Source organism: Streptomyces sp. NPDC046122 (genome assembly GCF_056429965.1).
In genome coordinates, this window is sequence record NZ_JBWKLQ010000011.1 from 60207 (window position 1) to 81619 (window position 21413).

The window sequence follows — 21413 nt, forward strand, 5'->3', positions numbered from 1 at the left end:
GTCAGGTCCTTCTGTGCGGTGGGAGTCGTGGTGGTGCGTGGGTCGGGGAGGAGGTGCGGCTCAGAGGTGGGCGTAGACGTCGTCGAGCGAGATCCCGCGGGCGACCATCATCACCTGGACGTGGTACAGCAGCTGGGAGATCTCCTCGGCGGCGGCTTCCTTGCCCTCGTACTCGGCGGCCATCCACACCTCGGCGGCCTCCTCGACGACCTTCTTGCCGATGGCATGCACGCCCTTGCCCACCAGCTCGGCGGTGCGGGAGGTGGAGGGGTCGCCGTTGGCGGCCTTGAGCTGGAGCTCGGTGAAGAGCTCTTCGAAGCTCTTGGTGGGTTTGTTCGCCATGATGGTCCTAAGAGTACGGGGTGCGACGAGACGGGCGCGCAGCGCCTCCGCCGACGGGCGGCGGAGGCCTGCGCGGGGCGCTCAGCGCCAGGGTTCGGAGACCGTGCGCAGCGTGGTCGCGGTGGCGAGGGCGGCGGTGACCGCCTCGTGGCCCTTGTCCTCGTGGGAGCCCTCGATGCCCGCGCGGTCCAGCGCCTGCTCCTCGGTGTCGCAGGTCAGGACGCCGAAGCCGACGGGGACGCCGGTGTCGACGGAGACCTGCACGAGGCCGTTGGTGACGCCCTGGCACACGTACTCGAAGTGGGGGGTGCCGCCGCGGATGACGACGCCGAGCGCGACGATCGCGTCGTACCCGCGGCCCGCGAGGACCTTCGCGACGACGGGGAGCTCGAAGCTGCCCGGCACCCGCAGGACGGTCGGCTCGTCGATGCCCAGCTCGCGCAGCGCGCGCAGCGCGCCGTCGACGAGGCCGTCCATGACCTTCTCGTGCCACTGGGCCGCGATCACCGCCACCCGCAGGTCGCCGCAGTTCTTCACACTCAGTTCGGGTGCGCCCTTGCCGCTCACGCGTTCTCTCCTCAGAGGTTTGGTACGGGGTTACTGGTTGCCGCAGGTGGAGGCGGAGGAGCCGTCCAGCCACGGAAGGTCGTGTCCCATCCGGTCCCGCTTGGTGCGCAGGTAGTGGAGGTTGTGCTCGCCCGCCTTGACGGGCATGGGCTCGCGTTCGAGGACGGTCAGGCCGTGGCGTACGAGCGCGTCGGTCTTCTCGGGGTTGTTCGTCATCAGCCGGAGGCTGCGGACGCCGAGGTCTTCGAGGATCTGCGCGCCGGCCGCGTAGTCGCGGGCGTCGGCGGGCAGGCCGAGCTCCAGATTGGCGTCGAGGGTGTCGCGGCCGAGCTCCTGGAGTTCGTACGCGCGCAGCTTGGACAGCAGCCCGATGCCGCGCCCCTCGTGGCCGCGCAGGTAGACGACCACGCCCCGGCCGGTGTCGGTGATGCGCCGCATGGACGCTTCGAGCTGGGGACCGCAGTCGCAGCGCTGCGAGTGGAAGATGTCTCCGGTCAGGCACTCGGAGTGGACCCGGACGAGGACGTCCGCGCCGTCGCCGATCTCGCCGTGGACGAGCGCGACGTGCTCGACGCCGTCGACGGTCGAGCGGTAGCCGTACGCCGTGAAGTCCCCGAAGGCGGTCGGGAGCTGCACGGTGGCCTCTCGGCGGACCTTGGGGTCGGAGGTTCGGCGGTAGGCGATCAGGTCCTCGATGGAGATGATCGTCAGGCCGTGCTTGCGGGCGAACGGGATCAGCTCGGGCAGTCGCAGCATGACGCCGTCCTCGCCCGCGATCTCGACGATCGCGCCGGCCGGGCGCAGTCCCGCGAGACGCGCCAGGTCCACGGCGGCCTCGGTGTGGCCGTTGCGGACGAGTACGCCGCCGGGCTTGGCGCGCAGCGGGAAGATGTGACCGGGGCGGACGAAGTCGGACGCGGTGGAGCGTCCGCTCGCCAGGAGCCGGAGCGTGGCGGCGCGGTCGGCGGCCGAGATACCGGTGGTGACGCCGTGCGCGGCGGAGGCGTCGACGGAGACGGTGAACGCCGTGCTCATCGACTCGGTGTTGTTCTCGACCATCTGCGGGAGTTCGAGCCGCTCCAGCTCGTCGCCCTCCATGGGCGCGCAGATCAGGCCGCGGCACTCGCTCATCATGAACGCGACGATCTCGGGCGTCGCCATCTCGGCGGCGATGACGAGGTCGCCCTCGTTCTCCCGGTTCTCGTCGTCGACGACGACCACGGGACGGCCGGCCGCGATGTCGCGGATCGCCTGCTCGACGGGGTCGAGGGCCAGGTCCTCGGCGTTGTCGGTGCTGTACCACGTGGGTGTGGGCCGGTCGGCGCCGAGCGCCTCGGACCGGGCGGTGGCTGCGGATGACGGACGGGCGCTCATGCTGCTGCTCCTTCCATGGCGGGCTGCACGCTCGTACGCGTGCGCTGCCACCAGTCGCGCATGCCCCACAGGACGAGCGCGCCGTAGACGACGTAGATGAGACCGGAGAAGGCGAGGCCGCCGGCGAAGTTGAGCGGTACGCCGACCAGGTCGACGAGCAGCCAGGCGAACCAGAACTCGACCATGCCGCGGGCCTGGGCGACCATGGCGACCACTGTGCCGACGAAGATGTACGCGTCCGCCCACGGACTCCAGGACAGCCAGGGGAAGGCGGTGAACAGTCCGCCGACCGCGAGGGTGCCGAGGAGGGCGCCGCCCGCGAGGCAACCGCGTTCGCGCCAAGTGGCGAAGCGGACCGCGATGGAGCCGTCCTGGGCCTGCCCGCGGCCGCGGCTCCACTGCTGCCAGCCCCATACGGCCACGGCGATGACGATCACCTGCTTGCCGACTCCGCCCGCCTGCTCGACCGAGACGTTCGCCGAGACGAGCACGACGCCGGAGAGGAGCTGGGCGGGCCAGGTCCATATCGAGCGGCGCCAGCCGAGGGTGAGGGCGATCAGACCTATCGTGTTGCCGATCATGTCCGACCAGATGATTTTCTGGTCGAGGACCGAGAACGCTTCGCTGTTCAGCCAGGACAGGGCGCTCACTTCACGGTCTCCCCGCTGTCGGTGCTGCCGGCGCCCAGCAGTCGCTCGACGTACTTCGCGAGTACGTCCACTTCCAGGTTGACCCGGTCGCCGGCCTGCTTGATGCCGAGCGTGGTGAGGTCGAGGGTGGTGGGGATGAGGCTGATGGTGAAGTAGTCGTCCGCCGCCTCGACGACGGTGAGGCTCACGCCGTCGACGGTGATGGAGCCCTTCTCGACGACGTAACGCGCGAGGTCGGCGGGGAGCGAGACCTTGACGATCTCCCAGTGCTCGGACGGCTCGCGGCCGATGATCGTTCCGGTGCCGTCGACGTGCCCCTGCACGAGGTGTCCGCCGAGGCGGCCGCCCAGCGCCATGGGGCGCTCCAGGTTCACGCGGGAGCCGGTGGTGAGTGCGCCGAGGCTGGAGCGCTTCAGCGTCTCGGCCATCACGTCGGCGGTGAACTCGCCGTTCCCGCACTCGACGACGGTGAGGCAGACGCCGTTGACGGCGATGGAGTCGCCGTGCTTCGCGTCCTCGGTGACGAGCGGGCCGCGCAGTCGGAAACGGGAGGCGTCACCGAGGTTCTCGACGGCGGTGACCTCGCCCAGCTCTTCGACGATTCCGGTGAACACTCAGTGCTCCTTCGATGCGGGAGTGGCGGGGACGGCGGTGATGCGCAGATCGGGGCCGACGCGGACGGTCTCGGTGACGTCGAGCCGCAACGCCTCGGTGAGGGTGGTGATTCCGGCGTCGGCGAGGGCGGCGGGGCCCGCGCCGAGCAGTACGGGGGCGAGGTAGCCGGTGACGGCGTCCACGGCGCGCGCGGCGACGAAGGCGCCGGCGAGCGTGGGGCCGCCTTCGAGGAGTACGGACCGCACGCCGCGGGCGTGCAGGGCGGCGAGCAGGGCGTGGACGTCGAGGCCGGCGGCCGTGCGGGGCAGCCGTACGACCTCCGCCCCGGTGGCGGCCAGGTGATCGGCGTCGGCGTCCTCGGCGACGGCGATCAGCGTGGGCGCGGCGTCGTCGAGGACGCGGGCGCCGGGCCTGACCGCGGCGGCGCGGGTGTCGACGACGACGCGCAGCGGCTGGGTGACGCCTTCGGCGCCGCGCACGGCGAGGTGGGGGTCGTCGGCGCGCATCGTGCCGGAGCCGACAACGACGGCGTCCGCCTCGGCGCGCAGCCGGTGGACGTCGGCGCGGGACGCGGCGGAGGAGATCCAGCGGCTGGTGGAGTCGGCGGCGGCGATGCGGCCGTCGAGCGTCGCGGCGTACTTCCAGCGGACGTACGGGCGGCCCAGGCGCACGGCGGTGAGCCAGGCGATGTTGCCCGCCTCGGCCTCGTCCGCGAGCAGGCCCTGCCCGACCTGGACGCCGGCCGCGCGCAGGGTGCCGGCGCCGCCGGTGGCCTGTGGGTTCGGGTCGGCGACGGCGTAGACGACGCGGGTGATCCCGGCGGCCACGAGCGCCTGGGCGCAGGGGCCGGTGCGACCGGTGTGGTTGCAGGGTTCCAGGGTGACGTACGCCGTACCGCCGCGTGCCCGCTCCTCCGCTTCGCGCAGGGCGTGCACCTCGGCGTGCGGGCCCCCGGCGCGCTGGTGGAAACCGGTGCCGGCGAGTTCGCCCCGGGCGTCGAGGACGACGCACCCGACGACCGGGTTGGGGCTGGTGGAGCCGAGTCCGCGGGCGGCCAGCGCGATGGCCCGGCGCATGGCGTTCGCGTCGGTCGTGGCTGCTTCGGCTGCGGTGGCCACCGGGTCCTCCTGCCTCTTCGGGCACGGACTCCGGGGCTGTCGACGACGACAGAGAGCGGGAACGCCGACGGGTACGACGGGACGCCGTAGCCGGAAAAGAGGGGTCGCCCGTGGGACGAACCGAACCGCCGACAGCGGCGTACCGATGACCTGTGACGGCCCGCCGCGCACTGCCTCCCATCCGGACTTTCACCGTCGGTACAGGAATTTCACCTGTTCAACCGGTCACTGGAGGTGACCGGGTCGCGGACTGTAACCGCCGGTTCGGAATTACACCGACCCCGGAGTGCGCTGCTGCTGGTACAGGGTCAGTGTGCCACGCCGGGCGGCGGGGCACGCAGGCGATGCCCTGTGGCCCGGCTCACAGAGAATTGGTCCATACCTATTGACGCGCTGGTCTAGTCCTCTTAACGTCTGCGCCACAAGCGATCACCCACCGTTCGTCGTGCCAGGCCGACCCTCCCCAGGAGGAACAGACCGTGCTGTCCCCCACCCGAGCGAGAACCTCCCTGCTCGCCGCCGGCGCGGCCGTCGCCGGACTCCTGCTCAGTTCGCTCGCCGGAGGCGTCTCGCACGCCGCCGACAACGAGTCCTGTCGCCCCGACGGCCTCTACAAGACCCCGGGCGTCGACGTCCCGTACTGCTCGGTCTACGACACCGAGGGCCGCGAGAAGATGGGCGCCGACCACAAGCGCCGCGTCATCGGCTACTTCACCGGCTGGCGTACGGGCAAGAACGGCGAGCCCGCCTACCTCGCCTCCGACATCCCCTGGGAGAAGGTCACCCACCTCAACTACGCCTTCGCGCACATCGGCAGCGACCACAAGATCTCGGTCGGCCCCGACGGCGAGAAGAACGCGGCGACGGGGATGACCTGGCCCGGCGTGGCCGGTGCGGAGATGGATCCGGCGTACGGCTACAAGGGCCACTTCAACCTGCTCGGCAAGTTCAAGAAGCAGCACCCGGACGTCAAGACGCTCGTGTCGGTGGGCGGCTGGGCGGAGACCGGCGGCTATTTCGCGGAGAACGGCGACCGGGTGGACTCCGGCGGCTTCTACTCGACGGCGACGAACGCGGACGGCTCGGTCAACCAGGCGGCCATCGACACCTTCGCCGATTCCACCGTCGCGTTCATCAAGAAGTACGGCTTCAACGGCGTCGACATCGACTACGAGTACCCGACGACCATGAAGGACGCGGGCAATCCGCTGGACTTCTCGTACTCCAACGGCCGGCGGGCCGGGCTGGTCAAGGGCTACGCGGCGCTGATGAAGTCGCTGCGCGAGAAGCTGGACCGGGCGGGCGCCGCGGACGGGAAGCACTACCTGCTGACCGTGGCCGCGCCCTCGTCGGGATACCTGCTGCGCGGCATGGAGACGTTCCAGGTCCAGAAGTACCTGGACTACGTCAACATCATGTCGTACGACCTCCACGGCGCCTGGAACGAGTACGTCGGCCCCAACGCCTCGCTGTTCGACGACGGCAAGGACGCCGAACTGGCCGCCGCGGGCGTGTACTCCACCGCGCAGTACGGCGGGGTGGGCTATCTGAACACAGACTGGGCGTACCACTACTTCCGCGGCTCGATGCCGGCCGGGCGCATCAACATCGGCCTGCCCTACTACACCCGCGGGCACAAGAACGTGCAGGGCGGCACGGACGGACTGTGGGGCAAGGCCCCCTCGACCGACTGCCCGGCGGGCGCGGGACTGACCAAGTGCGGCGCGGGCGCCACGGGAATCGACAACCTGTGGCACGACAAGGACACCGCGGGCAAGGAGTCGCCGGCCGGGTCCAACCCGATGTGGCACGCGAAGAACCTGGAGAAGGGCGTCGTCGGGGACTACGTCACGCAGTACGGCTTCCCGGCCGACACCAGGCTGACCGGCACCTACGCCCGCAAGTACGACTCGACGCTCGTCGCTCCCTGGCTGTGGAACGCGGAGAAGAAGGTCTTCCTCTCGACCGAGGACGAGCAGTCCGTCAAGGCCAAGGCCGACTACGTCGTGGACAAGGGCATCGGCGGCACGATGGTCTGGGAGCTCGCGGGCGACTACGACTGGAACGCGGCGAAGGGCCAGTACGAGATCGGTGACACGCTGACGACGGCGATGTACGACGCGTTCAAGTCGGCCTCCCCGTACGGCGCGAAGCGCTCCACCATCGGGCTTCCGACGAAGGCGCTCGACATCGGCGTGGACTTCGGGCAGTTCCCGCTCGGGGACTCCAACTACCCCATCAGCCCCAAACTGAAGATCACGAACAACTCGAAGACGACGCTGCCCGGCGGCACGGAGTTCCAGTTCGACTACGCGACCTCCGCGCCGGCCAACGCCAAGGACCAGTCCGGCTTCAACACGAAGATCGTGCGCAGCGACCACACCGCCGCCCACAACATCGGCGGCCTGAAGGGCGACTACAACCGCGTCTCGCTGAAGCTGCCGGCCTGGCAGACGCTCGCGCCGGGCGCCTCGGTGGAGCTGGACTTCGTCTACTACCTGCCGACCTCCACGCCGTCCAACTGGACGGTGGCCTTCGGCGGCCAGTCCTACGCCCTGGCCGGCGACCTGGCACGCGGTACCACCCTGACGGAGCCGGGGACCGGCACCGGCCCGGGGCCGGACCCGAGCCCCGCGCCGAGCCCGGGCGGGGCGTGCACCTCGCCCGCGTGGAGCGCCACGTCCGAGTACGGCGGCGGTACGACCGTGGCCCACAAGTCCCACCACTGGAAGTCCAAGTGGTGGACCAAGGGCGAGGAGCCGGGCACCACCGGCGAGTGGGGCGTCTGGCAGGACCTGGGCGCCTGCTGATCCCCGGTCCGAACTCCCGGCGGCGGTGACCGGCCCTTCCCGCCGCCGGGTCCCCCTTTCGCGACGAACCCGGCAGGCCCCGGAGCCTCGGCTCCGGGGCCTGCCGGGGTGACGGGCCTCGGCGCCCGGGCCCGCGCGCGCAGGTGCGGTGCCGTCGGGTGCGGTGCCGTCGGGTGCGGGGGCGGCGCGATCTCAACTGCGGGTGAGGGTTGGCGCCGTTGCGGTTCGGGCCTTCGGTTCCGGGGCTTTCCGTTCCGGGTGCGGGGCGGCGCGGGCTCAGCTCGGGGCTTTCACCTCCGGGTGCGGGGCGGCGCGGGCTCAGCTCCGGGGTGCGAACACGTCGTCCTGGGCCGCGTCCCGCGCCGCGAGCAGCGCGCCCTGGAGCACCGCCGCGTCGCCCAGCTCCCCCGCCCGCACCTCCGTGCGCAGCGGTGACATCGCTGCAAGCCTGGCGGCGACGCGCGTGGCGAGGGCCGCGCCGCCCGCGTGGCCGCTCTCGCCGCCGAGCACGACACAGCCCGGGTCCAGGACGGCGGTGACGGCGGCCGCACCGACGGCCAGGCGCGCGGCGAGGGCGTCCAGGAACGGCTCGCCGCGCGCTCCCGCCGCGACGCCCGCCCGTACACCGGCGGCGGCCGAGGGGTCCCCGGCGGTCGCGATGCCGTGCCGCGCGGCGAGTGCGGCGATCGCGGCGCCGCCGACCAGCGAGTGGAACCCGCCGCCGCAGTCCGTGGCCGAGGGCAGGCCCACCGTTCCCGGCACCGGCAGGAAGCCGACCTCGCCCGCGCCGCCCGACGCGCCCCGGCGCAGCGTGCCGTCGAGCACCAGCGCGGCTCCGACCCCCTGGCCGAGCCACAGCAGTACGAAGGTGTCGCGGTCGCGGGCCGCTCCGAGCCGCTGCTCTGCGACGGCGGCCAGGTTGGTCTCGTTCTCCACGAGCACGGTGGCGGGCAGGCGCTCCTGCAGAGCGGCGACCAGCCTGCGGTGCCAGGCGGGGAGCGCGGCGGTGCGGCGCAGTTCCCCGGTGGCCGGGTCGATCAGGCCCGGCGCACCGACGCCGACGCTGTGCAGCCGGCCGGCGCCGGCTTCGCGGGCGGTGCGTTCCAGCAGGGCCACCGCCTGCTCGACGGCCGGTTCGGTGCCGGTCGCGTCGCCGTCGATCGGCAGCGTCGCCTCCGCCAGGGTCCTGCCGACCAGGTCGGCCACGACCACGGAGACGCCCCCGGTCCGTACGTCGAGCGCGGCGAGGTGGGCGCGGTCGGCGACGATTCCGTACAACCGGGCGTTCGGGCCCCGGCGGCGCTCGCCGGCCTCCCCCACGACGGCGATGAGGCCCGCGCCCTGGAGCCGTTCGACCAGGTCGGCGACGGAGGGGCGGGAGAGTCCGGTCAGCGTCTTCAGCTGCCCGGCCGTCAACGGGCCCTCGTCCTGGAGCAGTGTGAGGGCGACCCGGTCGTTGATGGCCCGGGCGGTGCTCGGTGATGCGGGCATGCCCCGGATCCTCTCAGACGCTGCCGTCTATTTATCAGGCAGGGTCCCTTATAGTTTACTCCGGCACGCTGGAGGAACGGGCTACGGGAGGCACGCCACATGTCGGGCGAAACGGTCTTCAGCCGGCCGCGGTTGAAGCGGGCGCGGTACGCCGTGGCCGCTGTCTTCTGTGTGCACGGAGCGGTGACGGGCAGCTTCGCGACCCGTATTCCGTGGATCGCGGACCACACCGGGGTCAGCGCGGGACAGCTCGGCCTGGCGCTGGCCTTCCCCGCGATCGGCGCCTCGCTGGCGATGCCGCTGGCCGGCGCGATCAGCCACCGGTACGGATCGCGGACCGCGCTGCGCGGGCTGCTGGCGCTGTGGACGCTCTCGCTCGCTCTGCCCGCGCTGGCGCCGAACCTCCTGGCGCTGTGCGCCGCGCTGTTCGTGTACGGCGCGACGGCGGGGATGTCGGACGTGGCCATGAACGCGCTGGGCGTCGAGGTCGAGAACAGGCTCGACAGGTCGATCATGTCCGGGCTGCACGGCCTGTGGAGCGCGGGCGCGCTGATCGGCTCGGCGGCGGGAACGGTCGCCGCCCACCTGGGCGGCGACGCGCGGCTGCACCACGCGGTGGCCGCCGCCGCGCTGACCGTGCTGGGACTCCTCGCCTGCCAGGGCGTGCTCGACCTGCGCGGCGAGCGGGACACGCAGGCCCCGCCGCGTTTCGCGCTGCCGCCGAAGTCGGCGCTGGTGATCGGTGCGATCGGGTTCTGCGCGGTCTTCGCGGAGGGGGCGAGCCTGGACTGGTCGGCGGTCTACCTGCGCGACGTACTGCACACCTCGCCGGGCGTCGCGGCCGCCTCGACGACCGCGTTCGCGCTGACGATGACGGTAGCGCGACTGGTCGGCGACCGGGTGATCGACCGGTTCGGGCCGGTGCGTACGGTCCGGGTGGGCGGGGTCGCGGCGACGGCCGGCGGCGTGCTGGTCGTGACGGCGCCCGGCCCTGCGCCGGCCATGGCCGGCTTCGCACTGATCGGGCTCGGCATCGCGGTGGTCGTACCGCTGGCCTTCGCCGCGGCGGGCCGCTCCGGCCCCAGCCCCAGCCAGGCGATCGCGGGCGTCGCGACGATCACGTACACGTCCGGTCTCATCGCGCCGTCGGCGATCGGGGCGGTGGCGGACGTGACGTCGCTGGTGGTGTCGTTCGGCGTCGTGACGGTGCTCGCGTTCGGGCTCGTGGTGGGGGCGGGGGTACTGCGCGGGGCGGGCCGGCTTCCGGCCGCCGGGCCCTCTCCGGCGCGGGTCCCGGCGAACGAGGAGCAGGGCCCCGCCGTGCCCCGGTGACGCGCCGCGGAGGCGAGCGGCCGGCGCGTCCGGGTGCGGTCGGTACGGTCCGGCCGGACGGCCGCCTGCGGGCGGTGCCGCCTCAGCCGCCCTGCGCCAGCTGATGCGCGTAGTCCGGGGTGAAGGCGCCCGCCGCCCCCTTGCAGCCGTCGGACTCCCCCGGCAGCTTGATCCACAGATAGGCGTCGATCCGGGCCTCGCCGGTCCGCGTCGTCGGCGCCCGGCCGAGCGCCCGGCCCGCCGGGTCGCACCACTGCCCCTCGGCCGGCGGGCCGTTGCCGTTCCTGCTGGTGTCGACGACCGCGCCGAGCCCCGGGGGGCCGCCGAGCGCGGCGAGGACGCGCCGGGCGTAGGCGGCCTCGTCGGCGGTGCGGTGGAAGTTGGCGACGTTGGTGAAGACCCCGTCGCTGTTCGACCTGGCGCCCGCCGCGCGCAGGGCGGACGCCTGCTTCTCGGCGGAGTGCCAGCCGGAGTGCCCCGCGTCGAAGTAGACCCGTGCCCGGGGGTTCGCGGCGTGCAGGGCGCGTCCCGCGCGGGCCAGCGAGGCGAACCGTGCCTGCCGTTCACCGTCGGACAGGCAGTCGGAGAGGGCGATCGAGTCGGGCTCCAGTACGACGACGACCTCGGCGCCGCCGAGTCCCGCCGCGAAGTCCGCGATCCAGTCGTCGTACGCCCCGAGGTCCGGCGCGCCGCCCTGGGACGCGCCGCCGCAGTCCCGGTCGGGGATCGCGTACGGAACGAGGACGGGGACCCGGCCGGCCGCCTCGGCGGCCGAGGTCACCGCCCTCACCTGCGCGGTCACGGCGCCCGGGTTGTACGCCGCGAACCACACGGCGGCGGGCCGGTCGGCGATCCGGGAGGCGATGAGCGGGCGCCTCGGGTCGTCGCCGTTGGCCCTGACCCAGTCGAGCACCTGGGACTCCGGGTGCCGGTAGAGGGCCGTGCCCCTGAGCCCGTGCCGCGAGGGCGCCGGCGGCTTCCCCGTGGGTCGCGACGGCGCGGGGGCCGGCGGCGGCGCGGACCGCGCGGGCGCGGACGGCTGCAGGGACGGGAGCGCCGCCGGACGCGAGGCCGCGGCCGACGCCTTGACGGAGGGGGCGGCCGAAGGGCTGGGCCGCGCCGGCAGCGGCGCCGGCGTTCCGCTCGTTTCAGGCCGTGCGGTGGTCCGGCGGTCCCCCTCGCCCGCCGACGCGGACACCACCCCCGTCACCGCGGCCACGGCGACGACCGCCGACGCCGCGAGGGCCATCGCGTGGCGGCGCTGCGCACGCCGCCGCTCGGCGCGCTCCATCCTGCGCTGTGTACGTGCACCCGGCACCCTGGCTCTCCCCCCGGTCAGCCGTCCCCCGCCGCCCGCGACACGGTACGTTCCCCCGTTCTGGGGAAGCCCGCGTCTAGGGCGCCCGGGGAAAAGCCTAGGGCTGCGACGCTGCCCGTATGGCGCAGATCGAGCACTTCCCAGCTCAGACGGACCGCTCCCGGACCTCGGTCGACGCGGTGGTGGCGCGGATGCGTTCCTTCCGCTGCGACTGGCCGCCGTCGGACGGCCTCGCCGTCTTCAACCGGGTCTATCTGGCGGTCACCGAGGAGATCGACCGGCGCATCGACGGCGGCCTGTTCCCCGACGCCCGCACGGCCGCCACCCTCGACGTGCTCTTCGCCGAGCGCTACCTGACGGCCGTCGACGCGTCGGCGGCCGGCCAGCGCGGGCCCGCCTGCTGGCGGCCGCTGCTGATGTACCGGCGCCATCCGGGCGTACGGCCGCTGCAGTTCGCGCTCGCCGGGATCAACGCGCACATCGGGCACGATCTGGCGCTGGCCGTGGTCGACGCGTGCGACGTGCTCGACTGCCGGCCGGCCGATCTGGAGGGCGACTTCGACCGGGTCGGCGACACGCTGGTGGCGCTGGAGGAGCGCATCCGCGAGGAGCTGATGCCGGGGCCCGACCTGCTGGAGATCGCCGATCCGCTGACGCATCTGCTCGGGTCGTGGAGCCTGGAACGGGCCCGCGACGCCGCCTGGTCCGCCGCCCGCCTCCTGTGGCGGCTGCGGGGGCTGCCCGACCTGGCCGAGGACTTCACCGAGCGGCTGGACGCGGGGGTGGGCCTGGTCGGGCGGATGCTGCTGACGCCGCTGCCCTGTGGCGACCGGGCCCGGAGCGTGCGCCGGTGAGACCCCGGCGGACACCGTCCGCCGGGCTGCCCGGCCCGGGCCCGCCGTGCGCCGCCCGGAAACGGCGAAGCCCTGGGCCGGGGGTGGGCACAGGGCTGTTGCTGGCCGCTCGGGCCGGCCGGATCGCGGCCGGCCCGAGCGGCACGTTTCTGGGTGACCAGGACGTGCCCGGAGGTGGCCGGGGTCAGTCCTCGGGCAGCTCGACCGGGGCGATCTCGTCGTAGAGGTCGCCGGGGCCCGGGTTCGTCGGGTCGGTCGTCCCGCCGAAGTGGTGCATGACGCCCCACACCGCGTTCAGCGCGGTCTGCACGGCGCCCTCGGCCCAGCCCGCCGTCCAGGAGATGTCGTCGCCCGCGAGGAAGATGCCGCGCTTGTCCTCGGGGAGACGGTCCTGCATGAAGTGGGTGAACAGGCGGCGCTGGTAGCGGTAGTGGCCGGGCAGGTTCGCCTTGAACGCGCCCATGAAGTACGGCTCGTTCTCCCACGACACGGTCACCGGGTTGCCGATGATGTGACGGCGGATGTCGACCTTCGGGTAGATCTCGCCCAGCGACTTCAGCATGACCTCCATCCGCTCGTTGGCGGACAGCGGCAGCCACTTGAGGCTGTCGTCGCACCAGGTGTACGAGAGGCAGATGGTGGCGGGCTTGTCCGGGCCGTCGTCCAGCAGGTACGTGCCGCGCGTCATGCGGTCGGTGAGCGTCATCGACATGACGTCACGGCCGGTCTCCTCGTCCTTGTCCAGCCAGAACGGCCGGTCGACGGGGACGAAGAGCTTGGAGCTCTCCATGTAGTGGGTGCGCTCCATCGCCGTCCAGTGGTCGATGGGGAACAGCGAGTCGTCGCACGTGATCTTGGACAGCAGCATCCAGGACTGCGCGGTGAAGATCGCCGCCTGGTAGGTGCGGATGTCGCCGGAGGCGTCGGTGACGGTGATCCGGTTGCCGGCCGTACGGTGCAGGCGCGTGACGGCGGGCTTCGGCTCGCCCTCGTGGAGAGACTTCAGCGACGTGCCGAGCGGCCAGTGCACGAGCTTCTGGGGCTCGCGCTCCCAGAGGCGGACGGGGAGCTGCTGGCTGCCGCCGACGATGCCGCGGTGGTGGTCGTCCGCCTCGGTGTAGACGACGCGCAGGATCTCCAGGATGGAGTTCGGGAAGTCGGTGTCCCAGCCGCCGGTACCGAAGCCGACCTGGCCGAAGATCTCGCGGTGCCGGAAGGACTTGAACGACTCGGACTCGCAGAGGAAGCCGTAGAAGGTCTGGTTGTCGAGCTTCTCGACGAGCTTGGCCCAGATCTCGCGGATGCGCGGCACGTCGCGCTCCCGCATGGCCTGGTTCATGTCGGAGAAGTCGGCGCCCTCTTCGAGGCAGGCGTTCCAGGCGTTCATGACGTCGCGGTAGACCTGCGGCAGGTCGTCGACGGTGACGGCGTAGTGCGACTCGCCCTTGAGGTCGACGACGGTCGACGGCGTCTCGGGGGCCAGCGGGTTGGGGAACGCCTTCGTCTCCAGGCCCACCAGGTCGATGTAGTGCTGGAGCGCCGTGGAGGACGGCGGGAAGCGCATCGCGCCCATCTCGGCGGTCAGGGACTCGTCGCAGCCCTCGAAGCCGACGGTGCGCAGCCGGCCGCCGATCTGGTCGGCCTCGTAGACGACGGGCTTGAGGCCCATCTTCATCAGCTCGTACGCCGCGATGATGCCGGACAGGCCGCCGCCGATGACCGCGACCTCGGTGCCGTGCTCGGTCGCCGGTACCTGGCCGAGACCGGCCGGGTGGGCGAGGAAGTCGTCGTACGCGTAGGGGAAGTCCGGCCCGAACATGGTGATCGGCGGCTGCGCGTCGGTGTGCTGGACGGCTGTGGGCACCGTGGACGTCATGGGGTACGGACTCCTTGCAAAGCGGAACAGAAGGTGACGAGGCGGGGCGGGCGTCAGGCCAGCGACGCGTAGAGGCCGGGGCGGCGGTCGCGCAGGTACGGGTTGTTCTCCCGCGACGCCCGCAGGAACTCGGGGTCGGCATCGCCGAACACCAGCTCCTCGCCGCGCCCGGCACGGGCCCGGGAGGCCCCGTCGGGACCGGCCAGGCAGCTCAGCCCGACGAACTCGAACTCGCCCTCGGGGCCGGTCCGGTTCACGTAGGCGACGTACATCTGGTTCTCGAAGGCCCGCACCGGGACGACCGACTCGGCGACGAACTGGAACGGGTGCATCTGTGCGGTCGGCACCAGCAGCAGGTCGGTGCCCGCGAGCGCGTGGGCGCGGACGTTCTCCGGGAACTCGACGTCGTAGCAGATCATGAGGCCGACGGTCAGGCCGCCGAGCTGCGCCTGGACGACGGCGTCCTCGCCCGGCGTGAACCACTCCTGCTCGAAACAGCCGAAGAGGTGGGTCTTGCGGTAGTTCGCCAGGCGCGCGCCGTCGGGGCCGATGAGCTGCGCGGAGTTGTACACGACGTCCCCGTCGCGCTCCGGGTAGCCGTAGTGGACGGCCAGTCCGTGGCGTACGGCGATGTCCGCGACGGCGTCGGCGGCGTCCCCGTCGGCGGACTCGGCCAGCCGGTGCACGTCCTCACCGATGGCGTAGCCGGTCAGGAACATCTCCGGGGACACCAGCAGTCCGGCGCCCGCGGCGGCCGCGCGGCCCGCGGCCTCGTCGAGGACCTTGAGGTTCGCCTCGACGGAGCCGGGACGGCCGGAGCTCTGGAGCAGTGCGGTGCGCAGCGGCGGCATGGCTGACCCTCGGGCTGGTGGGAAAGGTGTGCGGGAGACGTAATGACGGTACGTTCCGCGCTCACGCCCGGACAAGGCGCGAGCGTTGCGGACCGACGGCCGATCCGTTGCGCATAGGAGGCGGTACCCGGTGATTCGTTGCGCGTGCGCCGGTGGAGCTGAGGTCGTACGGTCCCTACGCCCCCGGAGGTAGCCGGAACAGCGGTTCCCGCCGCCCGGCGGGAGGCCGGTCCGTCCTCCGGTGCGATGTGCGCGCGGTGCACCGACGGAAGAGTGATCACCGTCCGGACCACAGCCGGACCACTGCCGAAGGAGCCCTGATGAACCGCGTCACGCACCGCCGTACGAAGATCGCCGCACTCGGCGCCGCACTGCTGATCACCGCCGGGGCCGCCGGCACCGCGCTCGCCTCCGGTGACGGCGTACCGCGAGGCAAGCCGCGCGAGGCGGCGGCGCTGACCGGCACGGCGAAGCTGTACCGGCCGGCCGGGGACGACATCACGTTCACCTTCGACGCGCACCTGGCGGCGAAGGACACCATGGACCCGGAGAAGGCGTACGGCACCTTCCGCTTCAAGCACGTCTTCCCGGACGGGACCTCGGGCTGGGCCGAGGGGAAGGTCGACTGCCTGCTGACGGGCGGGCCCGTCGCCGTGGTCACGGGCGTCATCACCGCGACCGACCGGCCCGGCAAGGGCCGGCGCGTCGGGATCACGGTGCACGACCGGGGGCGGAAGGACCGCCTGGGTTACAGCTGGGTCGGCCGGGACGCGGAGACGCACAGCCTGCCCAAGTGCATGAGTTCGGCCCCGTTCGAGAAGATCAGGGCGGGCTCGGGCGACTTCGAGGTGCTGCCGTGGCAGCCGGTGTACGAGCAGGCGCCGGCGAAGGGCTAGGCGGGCGAGCCCGACGAGAAACGCCTGAGCAGCGGGGAGAGCACCAGGACCGACTTGGTGCGCTCCACGAACGGCTCCCCCGCGATCCGCTCCAGCACGCGCTCGAAGTGGCGCATGTCGGAGGCGAAGATCTGGACGACGGCGTCCGCGTCGCCGGTGACGGTCGACGCGGACACCACCTCCGGGTAGCGCGACAGGCCACGACGGATGTCCTCGGGGGACGTGTTGTGGCGGCAGTACATCTCGATGAAGCCCTCGGTCTCCCAGCCCAGCGCGGCCGGGTCGACGCGGACGGTGAAGCCGGTGATGGCTCCCTCCGCGCGCAGCCTGTCCACGCGCCGCTTCACGGCGGGCGCGGACAGGCCGACCTCGGAGCCGATGTCCGCGTAACTGCGGCGGGCGTCCTCGGCGAGGGCGTGGACGATGCGTTCGTCGAGATCGTTCAGTCGCACTACGGGTGGATCACTTCTCTGCGGTGGCCAGACTGGAGCGGCGCAAGCCGTAGAAGAAGTAGAACACGAGCCCTGCGACCATCCAGCCACCGAAGTAGGCCCACGTCTTGCCGGGCAGGCTGTACATCATGTACGCGCAGAAGGCGAAGCCCAGGATCGGCGTGACCGGGAACAGCGCCACCCGGAAGGTGCGCGGCATGTCCGGGCGCTTGTACCGCAGGATGACGACGGCGACGTTCACGAGAGCGAAGGCGAAGAGCGTGCCGATGCTGGTCGCGTTGGCGAGCTCGCCGAGCGGGATGAAGGCCGCCAGGACGCCGCAGAAGAGCGACACGATCACCACGTTGGCCTTCGGCGTGCCGGTGCGCTCGTCGATCTTGGCGAACACCTTGGGGACGAGGCCGTCGCGGGACATCGCGAAGAGGATGCGGGTCTGGCCGTACAGGACGGCGAAGACGACGCTGGCGATGGCCACGACCGCGCCGGCGGCCAGGACGACGCCCCAGAAGCTGTGACCCGTGACGTCCTTCATGATCTGCGCGAGAGCCGCCTCGGTGCCCTCGAAGTCCTGCCACGGCATGGCGCCGACGGCGACCAGGGCGACGAGGCAGTAGAGCACGGTGACGATCAGCAGCGACAGCATGATCGCGCGCGGCAGGTCCTTCTTCGGGTTCTTGGCTTCCTCACCCGCGGTGGAGGCCGCGTCGAAGCCGATGTACGAGAAGAACAGGGTGGCCGCGGCGGCGCTGATGCCGGTGACGCCGAGCGGGGCGAGGGGGGCGTAGTTGCCGGCCTTGATGCCCATGAAGCCGATCGCGCAGAAGAGGACCAGCGTGGCGATCTTGATGACGACCATGATCGTGTTGACGCGGGCGCTCTCCTTGGCGCCGCCCATCAGGAAGACCATGGCGAGCAGGATGACGACGAGCGCCGGCAGGTTGATGTAACCGCCCTCGCCGAGCGGCGCGGAGACGGAGGCCGGGATGGTGATCCCGATCGTGCCGTCGAGCAGCTCGTTGAGGTACTCGCCCCAGCCGACGGCGACGGCCGCGACGGACACGCCGTACTCCAGGACCAGACACCAGCCGCAGATCCAGGCGATGACTTCGCCCATGGTCGCGTAGGAGTACGAGTACGAGGAACCGGACACCGGTATGGAACCCGCGAGCTCCGCGTAGGAGAGGGCGGAGAAGAGGGCGGTGAGTCCGGCGATGACGAACGAGATCGCAACAGCGGGGCCGGCCAGCGGGGTGGCCTCGCCGAGCACGACGAAGATTCCGGTGCCGAGCGTGGCGCCGATGCTGATCATGGTCAGCTGCCACATGGTGAGCGAGCGGCGGAGCGAGCCGCCGTCGCCCTGGCCGCCTTCCGCGACGAGCTGCTCGACGGGCTTGCGCCGCATCAGCCGGTGGCCGAGCTGCGGACGCCCGGATTCCGGTTGGGGGGTGACGGGTGGCGCTGCGTCCAACACTGGGGTGGCTCCTTATCGCTGCCGATCGGGAAGACGGCGACCGCAGCGGTCCGCTCGGGGCGTCGGAAATCAGCCCGGAGCTCGGGAACCGCCGAGCAGGCGGTCCCCGCCACTCCACGTACAGCGCGAAGCCTACGAGGTGTGTGTTCACATCCGTAATGCAGCAACCTTGCGTACCGACGGAGGATCATTGCGCACGACTGCGACACATGGCTCTTTGTTGCGCCTCACCTTTCGAAATCCCTTTTGTCCGATACGGCGGACGTCCCGCGACCGCCCTGCGCACGCCGACGACCGGAGGCGATCATGACGACGACGGACCGGGCCGCCCGGGCCGGCCAAGCGGACCCCGAGGGATGGCTGGACCCCGCCCCCTACCAGCGCGGCGTCGCCTGGCGCGACGGCCGCCGCGCCGTGCGCGCCGACCCCGGCGACCTCGACCGGCTGCCGTGGGACACCGCCGCGCGGGCCGCCGTTCCGGTCGGCGTACGGCTGGAGTTCACCGCGCGGGGCGCCCGTGCGCTCGACGTCCGCTACCGCACCGCACCACCCGAACCCGCCGACGCGCTGGGGGACCTCGCGCACACCTTCGCCCTCTGGCACGACGGCGCCCTCGTGACCGAGGTCACCGGCGGCCCGGACCGGGAGGCCGTCGTACGGATCGGGCTGCCGGAGCGGGGCGGACGGTTCACGGTGTATCCGCCGGAGAGCCGGTCGCCCGAGATCCTCGGCCTGCGCCCGGTCGGCGGCGCCGTCGACCCGGCCCCCGCCCAGCCCCGCTGGCTGGTGCACGGCGACTCCATCACCGAGGGCTGGTGGTCCACCCGTCCCGCCCACGCCTGGCCCGCGGTGGCCGGCCGCGCGCTCGGCCTGGACGCCGTGAACCTCGGCCACGCGGGCGCCGGCCGCGGCGAGCTCGCCGTCGCCCAGCAGATCGCGGGGCTGCCCGCCGGCCTCCTGACCCTCGCCTTCGGCACCAACTGCTGGTCCCGCACCCCCTTCTCGGCGCCCCTGCTGTACGAGACGGCACGCGCTTTCGTCGGCCTCGTACGCCGGGGTCACCCCGACACCCCGCTGCTCGTCCTCTCCCCGGTCCTGCGCCCGGAGGCGGAGCGGACCCCCAATGACCTCGGTGCCACCCTCGGCGAGCTGCGCACCGCCCTGGAGGAGGCCGCACGCGACCGCGTCGCCGGCGGCGACGACCGGCTGGCGCTGCTCCCCGGACGCGACATCCTCGGCCCCGAGCACCTGGCGGACGGGCTCCACCCGAACGACGCGGGTCACGCTCTGCTGGCCCGGGTGGTCGCCGCCGCGCTGCGTGAGGCGGGCTTCGTCCCGGCGCAGGGCTCGTGACGGGGGCGAGGTGTTCGCCCACGGCGTGAGTACGGGAGGGGCCAGCGGGTCATGGGTCGGTGAGGGGCGGGTAGACGAGCCCTAGATGACTGAGGAGCCGCTCATGGTTGTCCTGGACTCACCCATGCAAAACACCGCGACGGCCCGGGAGGCCGCCGCCGACTACGTGGCCCGCCACTGCCCCTGGGCCGACCTCGACGCCGTACTGCTCGTCGTCAGCGAGCTCGTGACCAACGCGGTGCGGCACACCGCGGGCTGGTGGCGCCTCACCCTCCACGCCGGCCGGGAGGAACTGGTGGTGGAGATCGACGACTCCAGCGACCAGCCCCCCGTGCCCCGCGAGCCGGACTTCGGCGGCGGCGGCGGGTTCGGCTGGCACATGGTGCAGCGGCTCGCGGGCCGCGTCGAGGTCCGGCCCCTGTCCGAGGGCAAGCGCGTACGGGCGAGCTGGCCGCGCCCCGCCGAGGCGTACTGAGGGCCCACGCACCACCGGCCGGTCCCCGCGGAAGCGGGGACCGGCCGGTGGTGCCCACGGAAATCCGGAGGCGTCAGCTCCAGCTGGCGTGCAGCGGCTTGCCCTCGGCGTAGCCGGCGGCGCTCTGCACCCCCACGATCGCCTTCTCGGCGAACTCCTCCAGCGAGCTCGCGCCCGCGTACGTGCAGGAGGAGCGGACGCCCGCGATGATCGAGTCGATCAGGTCCTCGACGCCGGGACGGGCCGGGTCGAGGAACATGCGCGAGGTGGAGATGCCCTCCTCGAACAGTGCCTTGCGGGCACGGTCGTACGCCGACTCCTCGCTCGTACGGTTGCGCACGGCGCGGGCGGATGCCATGCCGAACGACTCCTTGTACGCGCGGCCGTCGGCCGAGTGCTGGAGGTCGCCGGGCGACTCGTAGGTACCGGCGAACCAGGAGCCCACCATGACGTTGGACGCGCCCGCGGCGAGCGCCATCGCGACGTCACGCGGGTGGCGGATGCCACCGTCGGCCCAGACGTGCTTGCCAAACTTCTTCGCCTCGGCCGCGCACTCCAGGACGGCGGAGAACTGCGGCCGGCCCACGCCGGTCATCATGCGGGTGGTGCACATGGCGCCGGGGCCCACACCGACCTTGATGATGTCCGCACCGGCCTCGATGAGGTCGCGCACGCCCTCGGCGGCGACGATGTTGCCGGCCACGATCGGGACCTGCGGGTCGAGCGCGCGCACGGCCTTGACCGCGGCGATCATCGACTCCTGGTGGCCGTGCGCGGTGTCCACGACGAGCGTGTCCACGCCGGCGTCGAGCAGCTGCTTGGCCTTGCCGGCGACGTCGCCGTTGATGCCTACGGCGGCGGCGATGCGCAGCCGGCCGTTGGCGTCGGTGGCGGGCGTGTAGAGCGTCGCGCGCAGGGCGCCCTTGCGGGTCAGGACGCCGGCGAGGCGGCCGTCCTTGTCCACGGCGGGCGCGTACTTGCGGTTGGCGTGGTCGAGCCGGTTGAAGGCCTCGCGCGGGTCGATGCCGGCGTCCAGCAGGACCAGGTCGCGGGACATGACCTCGGACAGCTGCGTGAACCGGTCGACGCCGGTGAGGTCGTGGTCGGTGACGACGCCGACGGGGCGGCGCTCGGCGTCCACGACGACGCCCGCGCCGTGCGCCCGCTTGGGCAGCAGCGACAGCGCGTCGGCGACGGTCTGCGAGGGGGCCAGGACGATCGGGGTGTCGAGCACCAGGTGGCGCGTCTTCACCCAGGAGACGACCTCGGTGACGACCTCGATCGGGATGTCCTGCGGGATGACGACGAGTCCGCCGCGGCGGGCCACGGTCTCGGCCATCCGACGGCCGGCGATCGCGGTCATGTTCGCCACGACCAGCGGGATGGTGGTGCCGGTGCCGTCGGGGGCGGCGAGGTCCACGCCCTGGCGGGAACCGACGGCCGAGCGGCTCGGCACCATGAATACGTCGTCGTACGTGAGGTCGTACGGCGGCTTCAGATCGTTGAGGAAACGCACGTGCTGAACATCCCAGTCGTTCGGAGTTGGCCCCCGGGCATTTCAGCCGGGG

At 72.3% G+C, this 21413-nt stretch carries 19 protein-coding genes and 1 riboswitch; of the genes, 6 read left to right on the forward strand and 13 right to left on the reverse strand.

Annotated features, from left to right (window positions below):
• Positions 1 to 60 precede the first annotated feature (60 nt).
• The 6 genes from AC07FK_RS25140 to ribD form a co-directional block, all read right to left on the reverse strand.
• A complete protein-coding gene (locus AC07FK_RS25140) occupies positions 61 to 342 on the reverse strand; it encodes a phosphoribosyl-ATP diphosphatase (protein ID WP_028814036.1) in 282 nt (93 codons plus the stop codon).
• Positions 343 to 423: 81 nt separating this feature from the next.
• Positions 424 to 909: a 6,7-dimethyl-8-ribityllumazine synthase gene (ribH, locus tag AC07FK_RS25145; RefSeq protein WP_479107206.1), complete on the reverse strand. Its 486-nt coding sequence runs from the start codon at positions 907 to 909 to the stop codon at positions 424 to 426.
• A gap of 30 nt (positions 910 to 939) precedes the next feature.
• The gene (locus tag AC07FK_RS25150; protein ID WP_479107207.1) at positions 940 to 2283 is read right to left on the reverse strand and encodes a bifunctional 3,4-dihydroxy-2-butanone-4-phosphate synthase/GTP cyclohydrolase II; all 1344 of its coding nucleotides are present in this window, start codon (positions 2281 to 2283) and stop codon (positions 940 to 942) included.
• Positions 2280 to 2933: a nicotinamide mononucleotide transporter family protein gene (locus AC07FK_RS25155; protein ID WP_479107208.1), complete on the reverse strand. Its 654-nt coding sequence runs from the start codon at positions 2931 to 2933 to the stop codon at positions 2280 to 2282. Before AC07FK_RS25155 ends, AC07FK_RS25150 begins: the two co-directional genes overlap by 4 nt.
• Positions 2930 to 3547, reverse strand: a complete 618-nt coding sequence (locus AC07FK_RS25160) for a riboflavin synthase (RefSeq protein ID WP_479107209.1) — start codon at positions 3545 to 3547, stop codon at positions 2930 to 2932. Before AC07FK_RS25160 ends, AC07FK_RS25155 begins: the two co-directional genes overlap by 4 nt.
• The gene (gene ribD / locus AC07FK_RS25165; RefSeq protein WP_479107302.1) at positions 3548 to 4624 is read right to left on the reverse strand and encodes a bifunctional diaminohydroxyphosphoribosylaminopyrimidine deaminase/5-amino-6-(5-phosphoribosylamino)uracil reductase RibD; all 1077 of its coding nucleotides are present in this window, start codon (positions 4622 to 4624) and stop codon (positions 3548 to 3550) included. It lies immediately after the preceding gene.
• Positions 4625 to 4829: 205 nt separating this feature from the next.
• A riboswitch (FMN riboswitch) is annotated at positions 4830 to 4960 on the reverse strand.
• A gap of 185 nt (positions 4961 to 5145) precedes the next feature.
• On the opposite strand from ribD, the gene AC07FK_RS25170 reads away from it, so the two are divergent.
• Entirely contained in the window at positions 5146 to 7476 is a 2331-nt protein-coding gene (locus AC07FK_RS25170) for a chitinase C-terminal domain-containing protein (protein ID WP_479107210.1), read from the forward strand.
• A 318-nt stretch (positions 7477 to 7794) separates the two neighbouring features.
• On the opposite strand, the gene AC07FK_RS25175 is transcribed toward AC07FK_RS25170, so the two are convergent.
• Positions 7795 to 8967, reverse strand: coding sequence for an ROK family transcriptional regulator (locus AC07FK_RS25175; protein WP_479107211.1), 1173 nt, complete (start codon positions 8965 to 8967; stop codon positions 7795 to 7797).
• Positions 8968 to 9066: 99 nt separating this feature from the next.
• On the opposite strand from AC07FK_RS25175, the gene AC07FK_RS25180 reads away from it, so the two are divergent.
• Positions 9067 to 10299, forward strand: a complete 1233-nt coding sequence (locus AC07FK_RS25180) for an MFS transporter (protein ID WP_479107212.1) — start codon at positions 9067 to 9069, stop codon at positions 10297 to 10299.
• 82 nt (positions 10300 to 10381) lie between these two features.
• On the opposite strand, the gene AC07FK_RS25185 is transcribed toward AC07FK_RS25180, so the two are convergent.
• Positions 10382 to 11590: a glycoside hydrolase family 6 protein gene (locus AC07FK_RS25185; protein ID WP_479107213.1), complete on the reverse strand. Its 1209-nt coding sequence runs from the start codon at positions 11588 to 11590 to the stop codon at positions 10382 to 10384.
• A gap of 146 nt (positions 11591 to 11736) precedes the next feature.
• Between AC07FK_RS25185 and AC07FK_RS25190 the strand changes: the two genes are divergently transcribed.
• On the forward strand, positions 11737 to 12471 hold the full coding sequence (locus AC07FK_RS25190; RefSeq protein WP_479107214.1) for a DUF5995 family protein: 735 nt from the start codon (positions 11737 to 11739) through the stop codon (positions 12469 to 12471).
• 184 nt (positions 12472 to 12655) lie between these two features.
• On the opposite strand, the gene AC07FK_RS25195 is transcribed toward AC07FK_RS25190, so the two are convergent.
• On the reverse strand, positions 12656 to 14347 hold the full coding sequence (locus AC07FK_RS25195) for a flavin monoamine oxidase family protein (protein ID WP_479107215.1): 1692 nt from the start codon (positions 14345 to 14347) through the stop codon (positions 12656 to 12658).
• 53 nt (positions 14348 to 14400) lie between these two features.
• Positions 14401 to 15198 (reverse strand): carbon-nitrogen hydrolase family protein, encoded by a 798-nt coding sequence (locus AC07FK_RS25200; RefSeq protein WP_479107216.1) that lies wholly within the window; start codon positions 15196 to 15198, stop codon positions 14401 to 14403.
• A gap of 320 nt (positions 15199 to 15518) precedes the next feature.
• Between AC07FK_RS25200 and AC07FK_RS25205 the strand changes: the two genes are divergently transcribed.
• Entirely contained in the window at positions 15519 to 16094 is a 576-nt protein-coding gene (locus tag AC07FK_RS25205) for a Repetin (protein WP_479107217.1), read from the forward strand.
• Here AC07FK_RS25205 and AC07FK_RS25210 read toward each other — a convergent pair.
• A complete protein-coding gene (locus AC07FK_RS25210; RefSeq protein WP_069929730.1) occupies positions 16091 to 16546 on the reverse strand; it encodes an Lrp/AsnC family transcriptional regulator in 456 nt (151 codons plus the stop codon). The two genes, AC07FK_RS25205 and AC07FK_RS25210, sit on opposite strands and share 4 nt — an antisense overlap.
• A gap of 10 nt (positions 16547 to 16556) precedes the next feature.
• On the reverse strand, positions 16557 to 18017 hold the full coding sequence (locus AC07FK_RS25215) for an amino acid permease (protein WP_479107218.1): 1461 nt from the start codon (positions 18015 to 18017) through the stop codon (positions 16557 to 16559).
• A gap of 306 nt (positions 18018 to 18323) precedes the next feature.
• Here AC07FK_RS25215 and AC07FK_RS25220 point away from each other — a divergent pair, with 306 nt between their 5' ends.
• Together AC07FK_RS25220 and AC07FK_RS25225 are read left to right on the forward strand one after the other, a co-directional pair.
• Positions 18324 to 19370, forward strand: a complete 1047-nt coding sequence (locus AC07FK_RS25220) for a GDSL-type esterase/lipase family protein (RefSeq protein ID WP_479107219.1) — start codon at positions 18324 to 18326, stop codon at positions 19368 to 19370.
• 103 nt (positions 19371 to 19473) lie between these two features.
• The gene (locus tag AC07FK_RS25225) at positions 19474 to 19845 is read left to right on the forward strand and encodes an ATP-binding protein (protein WP_479107220.1); all 372 of its coding nucleotides are present in this window, start codon (positions 19474 to 19476) and stop codon (positions 19843 to 19845) included.
• Between the two features lie 73 nt (positions 19846 to 19918).
• On the opposite strand, the gene AC07FK_RS25230 is transcribed toward AC07FK_RS25225, so the two are convergent.
• Entirely contained in the window at positions 19919 to 21361 is a 1443-nt protein-coding gene (locus tag AC07FK_RS25230; RefSeq protein ID WP_479107221.1) for a GuaB1 family IMP dehydrogenase-related protein, read from the reverse strand.
• Positions 21362 to 21413: the final 52 nt, after the last annotated feature.

Bases quoted from the DNA above. Each gene is read 5' to 3' on its own strand.
- AC07FK_RS25140 (WP_028814036.1), bottom strand. From the start codon at position 342: ATGGCGAACAAACCCACCAAGAGCTTCGAAGAGCTCTTCACCGAGCTC.
- AC07FK_RS25150 (WP_479107207.1), bottom strand. From the start codon at position 2,283: ATGAGCGCCCGTCCGTCATCCGCAGCCACCGCCCGGTCCGAGGCGCTC.
- ribD (WP_479107302.1), bottom strand. From the start codon at position 4,624: ATGCGCCGGGCCATCGCGCTGGCCGCCCGCGGACTCGGCTCCACCAGC.
- AC07FK_RS25175 (WP_479107211.1), bottom strand. From the start codon at position 8,967: ATGCCCGCATCACCGAGCACCGCCCGGGCCATCAACGACCGGGTCGCC.
- AC07FK_RS25180 (WP_479107212.1), top strand. From the start codon at position 9,067: ATGTCGGGCGAAACGGTCTTCAGCCGGCCGCGGTTGAAGCGGGCGCGG.
- AC07FK_RS25185 (WP_479107213.1), bottom strand. From the start codon at position 11,590: ATGGAGCGCGCCGAGCGGCGGCGTGCGCAGCGCCGCCACGCGATGGCC.
- AC07FK_RS25190 (WP_479107214.1), top strand. From the start codon at position 11,737: ATGGCGCAGATCGAGCACTTCCCAGCTCAGACGGACCGCTCCCGGACC.
- AC07FK_RS25195 (WP_479107215.1), bottom strand. From the start codon at position 14,347: ATGACGTCCACGGTGCCCACAGCCGTCCAGCACACCGACGCGCAGCCG.
- AC07FK_RS25200 (WP_479107216.1), bottom strand. From the start codon at position 15,198: ATGCCGCCGCTGCGCACCGCACTGCTCCAGAGCTCCGGCCGTCCCGGC.
- AC07FK_RS25205 (WP_479107217.1), top strand. From the start codon at position 15,519: ATGAACCGCGTCACGCACCGCCGTACGAAGATCGCCGCACTCGGCGCC.
- AC07FK_RS25220 (WP_479107219.1), top strand. From the start codon at position 18,324: ATGACGACGACGGACCGGGCCGCCCGGGCCGGCCAAGCGGACCCCGAG.
- AC07FK_RS25225 (WP_479107220.1), top strand. From the start codon at position 19,474: ATGGTTGTCCTGGACTCACCCATGCAAAACACCGCGACGGCCCGGGAG.